The sequence below is a fragment of the Photorhabdus sp. RM71S genome (assembly GCF_042879355.1).
Classification (GTDB): Bacteria; Pseudomonadota; Gammaproteobacteria; order Enterobacterales; family Enterobacteriaceae; genus Photorhabdus; species Photorhabdus kayaii.
The window spans coordinates 73729-86950 of record NZ_JBHFKV010000011.1; the positions used below are offsets into that span (position 1 = coordinate 73729).

The 13222-nt window shown below is 39.0% G+C and carries 10 protein-coding genes; 1 reads left to right on the top strand and 9 read right to left on the bottom strand.

From position 1 onward, the window contains the following. Positions 1 to 244 precede the first annotated feature (244 nt). The 9 genes from ACGF5R_RS08725 to ACGF5R_RS08765 all read right to left on the bottom strand — a co-directional run bounded on the left by ACGF5R_RS08725 (position 245) and on the right by ACGF5R_RS08765 (position 10757). Complete coding sequence (locus tag ACGF5R_RS08725; protein ID WP_112876082.1) at positions 245 to 1357, bottom strand: long-chain fatty acid--CoA ligase; 1113 nt, start codon at positions 1355 to 1357, stop codon at positions 245 to 247. 62 nt (positions 1358 to 1419) lie between these two features. Then, a complete protein-coding gene (locus tag ACGF5R_RS08730; RefSeq protein WP_112876083.1) occupies positions 1420 to 2394 on the bottom strand; it encodes an alkanal monooxygenase in 975 nt (324 codons plus the stop codon). A 14-nt stretch (positions 2395 to 2408) separates the two neighbouring features. Further along, entirely contained in the window at positions 2409 to 3491 is a 1083-nt protein-coding gene (locus ACGF5R_RS08735; protein WP_387690489.1) for an alkanal monooxygenase, read from the bottom strand. 182 nt (positions 3492 to 3673) lie between these two features. Further along, positions 3674 to 4597, bottom strand: coding sequence for an acyl transferase (locus ACGF5R_RS08740; RefSeq protein WP_112876085.1), 924 nt, complete (start codon positions 4595 to 4597; stop codon positions 3674 to 3676). Between the two features lie 12 nt (positions 4598 to 4609). Then, on the bottom strand, positions 4610 to 6052 hold the full coding sequence (locus tag ACGF5R_RS08745; RefSeq protein WP_112876086.1) for an acyl-CoA reductase: 1443 nt from the start codon (positions 6050 to 6052) through the stop codon (positions 4610 to 4612). Between the two features lie 542 nt (positions 6053 to 6594). Beyond that, complete coding sequence (locus ACGF5R_RS08750; RefSeq protein WP_240000676.1) at positions 6595 to 7059, bottom strand: type II toxin-antitoxin system PemK/MazF family toxin; 465 nt, start codon at positions 7057 to 7059, stop codon at positions 6595 to 6597. After that, positions 7031 to 7315, bottom strand: coding sequence for a hypothetical protein (locus tag ACGF5R_RS08755; RefSeq protein ID WP_112876088.1), 285 nt, complete (start codon positions 7313 to 7315; stop codon positions 7031 to 7033). The genes ACGF5R_RS08750 and ACGF5R_RS08755 overlap by 29 nt, the downstream gene beginning before the upstream one ends. Positions 7316 to 7827: 512 nt before the next feature. Continuing rightward, positions 7828 to 9579 (bottom strand): carbamoyltransferase, encoded by a 1752-nt coding sequence (locus ACGF5R_RS08760; protein ID WP_387690491.1) that lies wholly within the window; start codon positions 9577 to 9579, stop codon positions 7828 to 7830. 485 nt (positions 9580 to 10064) lie between these two features. Beyond that, positions 10065 to 10757: an SDR family NAD(P)-dependent oxidoreductase gene (locus ACGF5R_RS08765; protein WP_112876090.1), complete on the bottom strand. Its 693-nt coding sequence runs from the start codon at positions 10755 to 10757 to the stop codon at positions 10065 to 10067. 698 nt (positions 10758 to 11455) lie between these two features. Between ACGF5R_RS08765 and dauA the strand changes: the two genes are divergently transcribed. Next, positions 11456 to 13171: a C4-dicarboxylic acid transporter DauA gene (gene dauA / locus ACGF5R_RS08770; protein ID WP_387690494.1), complete on the top strand. Its 1716-nt coding sequence runs from the start codon at positions 11456 to 11458 to the stop codon at positions 13169 to 13171. The last annotated feature ends 51 nt before the right edge of the window (positions 13172 to 13222 follow it).

Here is a 13222-nt window from a genome sequence, read left to right on the forward strand (position 1 = left end):
TATCTTTACACCAATATTCATCATGCCAATATTCGTCAAAATATTTTTCAAAATCCATACTTTCAACATATTTTGATAAGGGTCGGCTACCGTGCTGTCATTTTTATCCAGTGTTTGGGGTTAGCTCATAAATATCCGGCCTTTTTACTTGTATATACCCCCAACGCCGGGAAAGTCGAGAACCCTAGAACAGGGTTCGACAAAACAGCAATATATTTACCTCGAAAGCATTGGGCAAAGGACATTAACTATCAAATGCTTCGGTTAAGCTTAAAGCACACCCTTTCTGTGCCCTCGTATTGACACGACGTAAAATTTCAACGAGCACGCCGGGATACTTACCATATTCTCTGCTAATTATCCCGACATCATCGGTAACAATAAATGCTGGGTAACTCGTTGATGACGCATCCATATAACTCATCAAACCCGGCGTTCCATCAGGTACAGGTTTCAATGTTTCAGGATCAAGTGCTCGCGCATATACCCACGGCGGAACACGTTTACGTTGCATCTCATCTTCAAAGAAACACGTGTTGAGTTCAACTTGATTAAATATATCGCGAATCTGACTAATATCACTGAGATTGAAAGTGTCGAATAAAAGATGATTAAAGTCGTTGCGTTTCAGGGATTCTTTTTCGTAACTTTTCCAGCCGCCCCCCGTTATGATATACAGACTTTTATCCCCAGAAAATGAGATATTTTTATCTTTCATATACTGGCAGAGCAAATAAATAAAGTATGGTGAACCGATAAGACAAATATCTTTCCCTTGATTTTTTATTCGTTCAAGACTATTCAATGTCTTAACAAAATCTATTCGCTCTTCTGTTACGGTAAATGTCGTGGGATATAATAATTCTACCAAGCTCATAACATATTTAAACCAAATGTTATGAGCATTAAATCTATCTGGCCCCAAGTTGACCAACTCCATTTGATGATCAAACCAACTACCAACATATTTCATGCCATAACTCACAGAGCCTAAGAGTCTCTCAATACTTAGTCTGTCACGCGCCACCTGACTTTTTAAACCACTCGTGCCACTACTGGTAAACCAACTTTCAATCTCGTTCTCCTGAGAAGTTAATAAGCGAGTAAACTTAAAAACTGATGTTGGGAATACAGGTATGTCATCAATTTCCGTAATATTATCATCTACTTTGTGTGCCTGACAGTAGTGACGGTATTCTTGACAATGTTTATAGTGATTACGAAATGCATCAAGCACAAGTTTGTTTCTGATTTTTTCCTGCTCATCGTAAGACCAGACTAATGGATCACTCGAAAAAATCAAATCATCAATTTCTGAGCTTGCTGTGATTTCTTGTTTATCAATATATGAAGTCATACCTGTTTTACCCCTCCCGATAATTTAGAGAGTATGGCAACATACGCTGCCATACTCTTTTACTACATGTGGTACTTTTTAATATTATCATTAACAATATTGATTACGTTTTTTTGGCGCATCAAGTCATTCATTGGTTCAAAGGATAGCAATACACCTTTTGCACCACACTTTTCAATTGCCAGCTTAGCCGCAGCTATACATTCCGTATAATCTCCGACAGCGTTTTCTGTGATTATCTCTTCAAGTTTATTTTCGAGATTTTCATTAGGATACATTTCAAGAACATAATCACGGATAAATTCCCGTGTCTCTTGTTTAGCTTTCTTACTATCTTCGTTATAGTTAACCAATACCATTAACTGATGATCTATCACTGATAAGTCAATGCCATATTTATCAGCAACAGCTTTATACCTTTCAGCATATTCATATCTAACATCATTGGAGTCATCCCACTTAAAGATGAGAGGAATGCCTTTTTTAGCAGCCCACTCAACAATATGATGACTGGTTGCTGTGACATATCTCCGAGGCCCGCCTTGGGTATAAGCATGGGGGTTTACAGATATTTTAGGGAAACTATAAAAATCGTTATCGGGATTACAATAGCCTGTTGTTAAAGCATCATTAATGATTTCATAACACTCTTCAAACAGTTGCTGTTGATATTCAACAGGGCGATTAAAAAGACGCATTTCATCTTTTTTTTCACAATCACTAAACCCTAAAATAAATCTCCCTTCGCTCAATTGATCCAATAAACAAGCCTCCTCCGCTATTCGGACAGGATGATGAGTTGTAATGATGTGATTCAATGAGCCAATTTTAATTTTTTCTGTTAAACCGAGCAAAAAACCAGAAACAGTCAGAGGAGCACCGACAATACCATTACCTGAAAAATGATTTTCATACACCAAAATCTGTTCAAAATTCAACGTGTCAACATGCTCCGTTATTTCCTGCATGCGAACTATACTTTGTTCTTGAGCAGTTGTTGAATTGATGAAGTTAAGGAAGAACAATCCAAATTTCATTTCTTTTTCCTTAGCTAATATAATAGCGATCGTTGTTTTTCTTTAAGAAACGGCATGACATCAGACTGGAAGAGCTTCATGGAGGCAATAATTTCGTCTACTGTTCCATTAGCTTCAAACCCACAACAGATATTTGATATTCCTGTGGCGTCAATGTCTTTTTGAATTATGTCAATGCATTCCTGCGGGGTTCCCACGGGATTGATTTCATAACTGTAATCAATGCGGCGATTAGTATCTTTATGTCCTTTTAATACAAAGTCACGCCACTGCCCTTTATTGAAATCATAACCTCTTGTTTTGTCTGAATCATCAAAAATAGTCGTGGCATTCACATAAGAGTCATACCAATACCCTAGAAAATTCCGACAAATCTCTTTCGCTTTATTTGAGTCATGATCTACAGATGTTATATATGATAAGCAATGGTCGATATTATGAATATCGTGCCCATATTCTTGAGCCACCTCGTTATAGAGCTCAAGTTGTGCTTTCTTTTCGTTAGTATTTATAATCCAACTTAATATCATCGGTAAACCAAATTGAGCGGCCCATTCAGTAGTCGAGGCTGATTCAGCAACCACATAAACAGGTGCTCCACCTTTACTATATGCTGTCGGGTTTACTTTTACCTTATGGAACTTGATATGTTCATTATCAGCTTCCATATATCCCTCTATCATTCCATTTTTTATCAACCCGTACCAGCATTCCGCTAAAGCGCGACTGTTATTCATATCTGTGCCAAATACGCGAAAGTCTTTGTTGTAAAGCCCCCGACAAATACCAAACCGAAATCGTCCTTTTGACATTTGATCCAATAAATTCACATCTTCAAGTTGGCGCACTGGATGAGCTGTGGGAAGAACAATAGCCGCAGTCCCTACATTCAATTTTTTGGTTGCACCAAGTAAATACGCAGCAGCGACATAAGGGTTACCAAGCAAACCAAACTCCGTGAAATGGTGCTCCAGTAACCATACAGTATCAAAACCACACTCCTCAGAAATACGACCTAATTTAACCAAACGTTTCATTACTTCTGTTTGAGAAAATTGGGGGGGTTGGTATGTAAGCAAAAAGTTTCCAAATTTCATAGTGAGTCCTTATATTGCTATTTGAGTGATAGTATTAACCATACCCGTTATCTTTCAAGTTGCCTCTTTGTTGGCTGCACTCACTCACCCCGGTCACATCGTTATCTATGCTCCCGGGGATTCGCTCCCTTGCCGTCGCGATACACCTTGAAATCCATAGGGTATATCTATCCCAATAGGTTTTAAGACAGCGAAATCGCTTGATTTTCAATCTCAATTTTCATTCGACGTTCATTGACTGTCGCAATAGTTAGATGTTCAAATGATGGTTCAATAATATCAACATCAATATCCAGACGATCATTATCCATCGCGATAGCGGCCTTCGTAACCGATTGATAAAAATTGCGTAAGACCACTAAGTTTTCACCCAAGTCATGAGAGCTTCCCAGCAAAGAATATATCTTGCATCGATTACTACGAATATTTGATAACAATGTGATAACTTCATCTTGCTTTACCCAATTGTCATTATTTGCAGTAAAAGCAATAAACGGTATATCAAGATACATCATGCTATTGATTGTAGAAGTTAAATCTTCCCAGCCAAAATCAAAGCAATCTCTCGCAAAGACTTCAGCACCCAATTTATGGCCTTCAAAATCCAGATTATTCGGCAGTTCATCAATGGGTAAACTGAGATAATCAAATCCTAAAGCTCTTTCAAGCGTATATCTTAAGTTAACAACACCGACCGCGGTGATTAAAAACGAAACATTAATTTCAGATAGACTTGCATAAACTATCCGTGCAGACAAGCTTGAAGCCAAAACACCACGGTTATTTATTTTTCGTGTATTTAACCAATCAACAACTGCTAATAGGCTCTGTTTTCCTATAGACATTGTAAATTCATCAATTGTCCCTGAACTCAACCCAACGTGGTGAAGTGAATCATAGCGAATCACATGAAACCCATTCTGCGATAAATATTCCGCCAGGCCAGCAAAATGATCCATCCTTCGGGCAAAGCCCGACGCAATAATAATGGTATTCTTTCTCTTTGAGCTGTTTTCTTCTGGCAGCGTTTCCCAAACATGAATTTTTTTATTTCCTTCAACACAAAGAACATGGTCGATGGTTTTATATTTGGATTTATTTTCCATACTTTTTACCTATTATGGGACAAATACAAGGAATTTATCTTCTTCCAGGAATCGAGTCTGTTCTATTTCAACAGCAACATCCTTAGCAGTATAGTTAGATGGCCTTTCATGAGAAATATATGTCACTAATCGTTGTAACGGTCTCATTCCATCATGAGATCCACCAACGCGAAATATGTTATTCATCCCTGCTTCTACAATCCTTTCTGCACCTTTTAGTGCTAATGCGTCTCGATATTTAAATGCTGATTCCCAAGGAAAAATAGATATGGTTTGCGTCTTATTTTTTTGAACATAAGGCAATATTTGCTCAATATTATCGACGTGATGAAGATACACACATCTGCCAAGTGGTTGATTAAATTCCACACCTGCATTTGATTCAATAATCATCCAACGTTGATGAATATCCACCTCTACTTTTAATCCAGCAAACAAGCTCTCTTTTTGGACTAAAGAATAGGCCGCCTTTTCATCAAAATCTTTTTTGGCGTTTGGTAATATATGCGCATATAGATTAAGTTTTTCTATCAACGCTAGCTTAAATTCTTCATAATGACTTCCCATGTAGTATATGTTTTGGGTGGAAAAACAAGCTCGCTGATCGTAAAAACAAATATCATGAGCCGCACCGGTAGCTGCTGATGTCAAGTCAACTGGGTCATCAATAATGCAAAAACTCTTCTTAGAACCAAATTTAATCACGTCAACATAAGGTGGCGCCTGTTCTACAGCCCAATTAATCGCATCTTCTCCTCCCCAAGCAACAATGACATCCGCATGTTGCATAATTTCTTTTGCGAGTGATGTATCCCCTTGATGTTGCCAATATACAACAGACAAAGAGCGCGTTATCGGGTGATTAGGGTCTACATCGATAAAGCTTAACGCTAATGCATGAGCTGTAAAAGGATCGGTTGATGATGTTTTTATAATACACTGATTCTTGGTTAAAATTGCGCGCAATATAGACATGATCCCAGATAATGGAACATTACCTGCCAACAGATGTACAGACTTACCTTTTGGGAAAGCCCTAATATAACTCTCATCCTGAGGTAGCCACTCATCCATGATATGGCGAGAACCAAGCTCATTATTTACAACATCATAAAGGCCACCTTTAGAACATAAAATCATAGATATCCAGTTGGCCTCTAGCTTTGCCATTTCTTCTGAATATCCCATATATTTTTTTAAGTCACGTATATATGTCCTGCGTCTTGAATATTCTTCATTTTTCCATCTTTGCCCTACCGTATAGAGAAAATTGACAATGTTATGCAACCGTAATTTATTATTTTCATTATAATCAATAATGTTTTTTACATGAGAATCATTCAATATTGGCAGGTAAACACTATTATCACCAAAGTCAATGGATTGCACTAAATCATCACTTTCAGGAAAGATTTCGACCTGGCCGTTAATAATGAATGAAATTTTTTTAGTCATATTTACCATCCATTTAATAGGGTAATTTCAACTTAAATTGTTGTTTAACCATCTTTGCAAACTGGTCGTACCAACTCTTACTTCTTGTATTTTTATATTAAGATAATGCAAGTAACAAAATATCCATAAAATTCAGATTCTGACTACCGGACTCCTGAGCTGTAAATTTCGTTAGGATTATGATAATAATATGAATTTTCTGCTCAAGGCTGTTAATGTGAATGAGTGGATCGTCAATATAATTTCTGCTCCAGTTTTAATACCTGTTAAAATAGCAAAGTAAAATTTTCATATCAACAAGATTTGTTAATGAAAAGTTTAAATTAAAAAAGTCACGCTCTTCTCTAATGTATGATAATACTTATGTAAATTATTAGCCTGAGTATTATTTCACAAATACCGATAGAAATAGATTGAATAGCAATCTAATTTTCACCGGCAGATTTTTAAAGAAGAGCTTAAATTCAAAATACTTGAGCTTTTTATTTGTATACGCCTACGATGGAGGGTTTATAACCCTCCAATTAAAACAATAAATCTAGCTACTTTTTGAGGCATGCTGCGGCTTGTCGCACAACATCGTAGTAGCTGGCTGGTAACGTCCCCATACGTGGCGTAACAGGGATTGGCAACGCACGCCAAGCTGGCGCGACTTCAAACCAGTTAGAATCATAAAACAGTTTTATTTCGTGGTTTAGATTGAATTTTGTGTCGTAAGCAAGACCTGTCAGTTCAAAATCTATGTCCGTTGTCTGAATAAGAAATTCGCCAGGGTAAATCTGATGGGTTTTCTGCGAGGTGCCGTAGACCACAATCACCGCGTGATCAGTCGGAGATACAGCAATTACTAACGCCGGTCGAGATTTCGGTCCCGGCGTCCCGAAGCTTTCAGGAAACCGACACCACACAATGCTGCCGATAGTGGCAAGGGGGATAAACCTGATCGTTTTGTGCTGCTGTGCCATCATTGCCTCTCGATCAGAACAGGCGTTGAGTAAAGTTATCATCCGCAATGTCGCTAGCGGCGCTCGCCTCACGGATGGCACAGATCTGCTCATTGCTCAATGGTCCGTCATCTTTCTCGTAGTGCGGTAGATACCGATCTGCAAAGTTGCGCAAGGCAAGGTGTGCGATCTCAGTTTTACTCATACCAGTGACTTTAACCAGTTCATCAAGCGTCCCGGCGCTGATCCCTGTGGGCGTATCCTGACTACGCAAGCGGATCAAGAAACTGGCTGTGGTTTTTCCTTGGGTATTGTGCATGGTGCGTTCTCCGAGTTATGCCAAAACAACGTATATCAATTCCATATCATGATAGCATATTGATATACCATTACCAAATCCCCATCACTTAATCAATTACCCTTCATTTTCCCAACTCTGGTGTAAGAATTTTTTTGCAAAAATAGACTCCCCGCTCATCCTTTCCAGAATTGAGTAAAATTGGATAGGACAAAAAAGCGAAAATGCTACCTCTGCACCAAAAAATGAAATCTCCGCAAAATATTAATTAACAACATTTCCCAACACCGATACAAGAGATTCAAACACAGATATTCCCTCACTCAAAACTTGCAAAAGTGTCTCATCAAGAAACTCAGCAGCTGCATATAAACGGTCAGAGAGCCGCCAGTAAAACAATCTTTGTTTTGCAAATAGACAGGATGTGTTTCTACATCATCAAATATCATCTCCAGATATTTTTTAAAATGACAAAGAAACACATTTGATCCCAAAATCAATTAACTGACATTTTAATCAGAAAGCCATCAGGGTTATTCTTTCCAGACAACAAACCCCTCAATATAAAGCTTATCCAGCGAAGTTTTCAAAAATGTTTCTATTGCAATTTCCGGTGACATAATAAGCGGCTGCCCCTGAATGTTAAATGAAGTATTCACCAGACAGCCATAACCGGTTATCTTCTGTACCTCTTTCAATAATCGCCAAAAAGTTGCGTTAAAAGTACGTTCAACAAGCTGAATACGCGCCGTTCCATCAGCATGAACAATACCAGACACCGGCCCCATCATTTCTGGTTTTACTTTGGCGGTGCAAAGCATATATCGAGTCGGCATTAAATTACGCGTCTCAAAAATAGTGTCGCAATCCTCATCCAAAATTGCCGGGGCAAATGGTCGGAAAGCCTCACGGAATTTCACTGTACTATTAATCCTATCCTTTATTCTTTCACCTGTTGGCAAAGCTAGAATCGAACGGTTGCCAAGTGCCCTCGGACCAAATTCCATTCGACCATGGAACCAGGCAATGATTTTATCTTCTGCGATATCTTTAGCCGCAGAAACAAAATAATCATCATTCAATCCCAAATAACGCCATTTCATTCCCGCATTGCCACCATGTCGGAATAATACATTGCGGACTTCATCGGTGGAGAAGCGTGGGCCAAGATAAGGATTAAAGCAAGGATCTACATCATTGTGGTAGCCACCAGCCACAAAAAGCGCAGCCCCCAAGGCCGAACCATCATCACCCGATGCCGGTTGGATAAAGACGTTTTCCAACCCATCAAGTTGACAAAGAACTTGGTTTGCTTTGCAGTTTAAAAATGATCCTCCAGCAAAACAGAGTGACGTTTCACCGGTTTTTTGCAGCCAATAGGTCACTAACTGTTTCAGCAACAGTGTAAATTTCTCCTGTAATCCAGCAGCAAAATCCTGATGAACATCCAGCAAAATGTTATCTTCACTTCTCGGTGTAAAACCAAACATATCGCTAAGTTGTGCCATTGCACCGGGAAAACCATATTCCGCATTGTCAAATGCTTTCGGTAACCAGTTTATCTGTATCGTTCCGCTCTCTGCATCGAATTGCGCTAATTCATTAAAAATATCGCGGTATCGCTCAGGGTTACCATACGCAGCAAGTCCCATGACTTTATATTCATCACTATTAAATACAAAACCAAGGAACCGGGTACAGATAGAATAAAATATTCCTAATGAAGAACTAATTGGCTGACTGTACAATTTCTGGAATTGCTGGCCTTTAGCAAGATAAACACTTAAAGATTCTATTTCGCCCATACCGTCTGAAATGACACATAGCGCAGACGGGAAGCCACTGGGATAAAAGGCTGATGCCGCATGAGCTAGATGGTGATCTACCCCCTGAAAACGTGATTCAATATTCTGCCATCCCTTATCAGCTAATGCATTAATCACGGTTTTTCCACTAAAAACCTCCTCGAATAACGCTTCATTAGACATGAAAAATCGGCGATAATTATCATAATTAAAACCGTGAGCAATAACCTGTATATCATCTTGCATAAGACCTGCTTCCGCTAAACAATAATTAATGGCATTAGCAGGAAACCGCCCTGTTCCTTTCTCTCCCATAAAGCGCTCTTCCGCCGCCGCTGCAACAATTTTTCCATCAATAATCACACAGGCCGCACTATCGACTCCCTGGCAAATACGTTCGTCTAATTTACTTACCTCTGGATTATTCTCTCGCAGAAAACGTTGAGCATTAGGAAGGCCACTGATACCTAATATAACCATTTTCTTCACCTCCAAATTGTTATTTTTCTTTCATAAAAATTAAACGCTCCCGGGAATTCGCTCCATTTCCGTCGCGATGCATCTTGAAATTGCCTGCAACAATTACGCCTATTGGGATAGACTCTCATTTACCCAAAAAAATAACTCATAAACGATATAAAATAAAGATATCTGATAATCAGTTTCAGCTTCTATTACAAATAGCGTAACCAACATTGAAATAATAACCAATAACCTTTTCTCATTAAAGCGATTGGCAATATTAGGCCAGGTAAAGAAATACATTTATTATAAATCCAACCCGCTATTCCAGCTAATTGATGAACGCATGCTTGCGGATCACGATTTATACCCGTCATCTTTCAAGTTGCCTCTTTGTTGGCGGCACTCACTCACCCCGGTCACATAGTTCGCTATGCTCCCGGGGATTCGTTCCCTTGCCGTCGCGATGCATCTTGAAATCCATAGGGTATATAATATTGTTATTAACCACTTAATCCCCCATCAATGCAAAGAGATGTTCCTGTGATATAGGTTGATGTACTCAACGTCCCCACACAAAAACTGGCAATTTCATTAACACCTGCCATTCGTTTTAATGCAGTGCTTCTAGCGAATTCCATCTTCTTTTCTGGAGAAATATGACGCAACATACCACCATCAACATATCCCGGCATTACAGTGTAGGCCCTAACATTAAAACGACCGTAGTCATTAGAGATGTTTTTTACCAATGCATTCATGGCTGCTTTCGAACAAGAATAAGCGATGGCGCCTGTCTCTACACGTAAACTTGCCGTAGAAGAAATAAATTGCATCACGCCATTACGATTCTTCATAAAATGTGGCAGCAAATATTTTGCTACTCTTGCTGCACCAAATAAGTTGACATTAAAAACATCATGCCAACCCTCAATATCTTGAGCATGTAATAAGCCATCCAATGACATTGCCGGCGTATAAATAACCGCATCAATACATTTTATTTTTTCAATGGCAATGCTAATGGCTTCTCTAACACTGTTATCCGACATAACATCTAAATAAATTTCTTCATTACGCGGTTTACGTGAAGTGCCTAATACCTGATAACCACTTGCAACCGCATGCTGGCAAATTGCATTCCCAATTTCACTTGATGAACCAATAATAAGTATTTTGCTATCATATTTGTGCATTTAAACATTCCCACCTTATCTAAAAGATATTTTCCAACAGTAATCCCTACTTTAAATAAAGCATACAGAATAAATATTATCTAAACAAAAAAACATTTTTAATTTATATATTATTAACGTATATATTTTTAGCTTACCTATTTTCAATTCACTTGTTCAATCTAATTCTATGAGTCACCCTAAATAATAGGGTGAGTTCTTATATCTGTCAAATTATTAATCTAATATTTAAGAGATATCAAAGCATTGGTTAAATTACACCCAAAAATTAAATAAAAAATATTATGCGTAAAAACATTCAATACAGCTAGTTTAATTCAGTCATAATCAATACTTGTGGTGAATGCATAATTAATTATTTAACTTTCTAACAATAACAATTAAAAATTACAATCAATTATGTGAATCCAAATAGCTTCAATTTTAAAAATATTAATTAAATGCTTTATGAAGTTAATTCAATAATATTCACCAATAAGAATAGACACTTAATAGAATCGGTTTCAGCCTATTTTATGGCGATAAGAACACTATTCTCCCTTTTACTTTTCACTTTCCTGACGTTAAGCTATTAACATTAAGTTTGATCTATAGCGCTATCGCTTTGAACTAAAAGCACTATTTTTACAATTCGGTCTTGCAATTTGGTTGTAACAACCTTATTGCTTTTTCCCTCTATATTTTTGGTTTATGCACAGATGAAAACTCGTAGAATGAACGGTATACGGCCGTTTAGTGCTGTAATTGATGCTTGTTGGAAGGAATCTTACTCTTTTGCTCGTTTAACTAAAGATATTATTGCCGGTATTACTGTCGGTATTATCGCCATCCCGCTCGCGATGGCGCTAGCCATCGGGAGTGGTGTCGCGCCACAATATGGGCTTTACACCGCCGCAATTGCCGGGATAGTTATCGCGATAACCGGCGGTTCACGCTATAGTGTTTCCGGCCCTACCGCCGCTTTCGTTGTCATTCTCTATCCGGTCTCTCAACAATTTGGTCTGAGTGGTTTGCTCATTGCAACATTAATGTCAGGCATTATTTTGCTGGTGATGGGGTTAGCCCGCGTTGGTAAATTGATCGAGTATATTCCGCTACCCGTAACACTCGGTTTTACTTCTGGGATCGCGATAACTATCGCAACCATGCAAGTAAAAGATTTTTTTGGTCTGCAATTGGAACATATGCCAGAGAATTATATCAATAAGGTTGCGGTTCTGTTTCAAGCTCTGCCAACGCTGTATTTGAGTGATACGCTGATTGGCCTGACGACACTTGCCGTTCTGATTTATTGGCCTAAGCTTGGGCTGAAATTACCCGGGCATCTTCCTGCTCTCATTGCAGGAACTGCTGTAATGGGGATCATGAACTTATTCGATCAACATGTTGCTACTATTGGTTCTGAATTTAGTTATATATTGAATGACGGTACACAAGGACAAGGCATCCCACCCATCCTACCGCAATTTGTTTTACCGTGGCATTTACCTGATATGGATGCTCATCAGGTTGATATCAGTTGGGCAACAATTTCAGCCCTATTACCCGCCGCCTTTTCAATGGCAATGTTAGGCGCGATTGAATCACTGCTTTGTGCCGTGGTTTTAGATGGTATGACCGGTAAGAAGCATCACTCAAACAGTGAATTGATTGGCCAAGGATTGGGAAATATTGTCGTGCCATTCTTCGGTGGTATTACAGCTACCGCCGCAATCGCCCGTTCAGCCGCCAATATTAGAGCCGGCGCAACATCACCGGTTTCAGCCATTGTTCACTCTCTGCTCGTCTTATTAACTTTACTGGCATTGGCGCCCATGCTTTCCTATCTTCCTCTGGCCGCTATGTCCGCCTTGTTGCTCATGGTCGCCTGGAATATGAGCGAAATACATAAAGTTATCGATCTGATCCGCCGTGCACCAAGGGATGACATTATTGTGCTGGTACTTTGTATGTCGCTCACCGTACTGTTTGACATGGTTATCGCTATTACGATTGGTATCGTATTAGCTTCACTGCTGTTTATGCGTCGGATAGCCAATATGACTCGCATCAGTCAATTGCCACAAACAAATGTCGATAAAGCTCTGCTGGTTGTTCGTATCAATGGCCCGCTATTCTTTGCCGCCGCTGAACGTATCTTCACAGAATTAAAGGAAGAAAGCGCCAATTATCAGACAATCCTCATGCAATGGGATGCCGTGCCAGTACTGGATGCGGGTGGGCTGCATGCTTTCCAACGTTTTATTGATGAAGTGGGTAAGGATAAATATATTGCTGTTTGTGATATTCCATTTCAGCCGTTAAAAACATTGGCCAGAGCCAGAATCCAGTTGGTTGAAAATCACCTTAGCTTCCATGCGACATTACCACGAGCAATGGAAGAGTTGAATTTCAATGGCAAAATGGATAGCTGAAATTGCCAGATAAAAGTTTGCTAGCTCTGTTTCCAATAACTCTTTTTTCAA

Bases quoted from the DNA above. Each gene is read 5' to 3' on its own strand.
- ACGF5R_RS08725 (WP_112876082.1), bottom strand. From the start codon at position 1,357: ATGACTTCATATATTGATAAACAAGAAATCACAGCAAGCTCAGAAATT.
- ACGF5R_RS08730 (WP_112876083.1), bottom strand. From the start codon at position 2,394: ATGAAATTTGGATTGTTCTTCCTTAACTTCATCAATTCAACAACTGCT.
- ACGF5R_RS08735 (WP_387690489.1), bottom strand. From the start codon at position 3,491: ATGAAATTTGGAAACTTTTTGCTTACATACCAACCCCCCCAATTTTCT.
- ACGF5R_RS08740 (WP_112876085.1), bottom strand. From the start codon at position 4,597: ATGGAAAATAAATCCAAATATAAAACCATCGACCATGTTCTTTGTGTT.
- ACGF5R_RS08745 (WP_112876086.1), bottom strand. From the start codon at position 6,052: ATGACTAAAAAAATTTCATTCATTATTAACGGCCAGGTCGAAATCTTT.
- ACGF5R_RS08750 (WP_240000676.1), bottom strand. From the start codon at position 7,059: ATGATAACTTTACTCAACGCCTGTTCTGATCGAGAGGCAATGATGGCA.
- ACGF5R_RS08755 (WP_112876088.1), bottom strand. From the start codon at position 7,315: ATGCACAATACCCAAGGAAAAACCACAGCCAGTTTCTTGATCCGCTTG.
- ACGF5R_RS08760 (WP_387690491.1), bottom strand. From the start codon at position 9,579: ATGGTTATATTAGGTATCAGTGGCCTTCCTAATGCTCAACGTTTTCTG.
- ACGF5R_RS08765 (WP_112876090.1), bottom strand. From the start codon at position 10,757: ATGCACAAATATGATAGCAAAATACTTATTATTGGTTCATCAAGTGAA.
- dauA (WP_387690494.1), top strand. From the start codon at position 11,456: ATGAAAACTCGTAGAATGAACGGTATACGGCCGTTTAGTGCTGTAATT.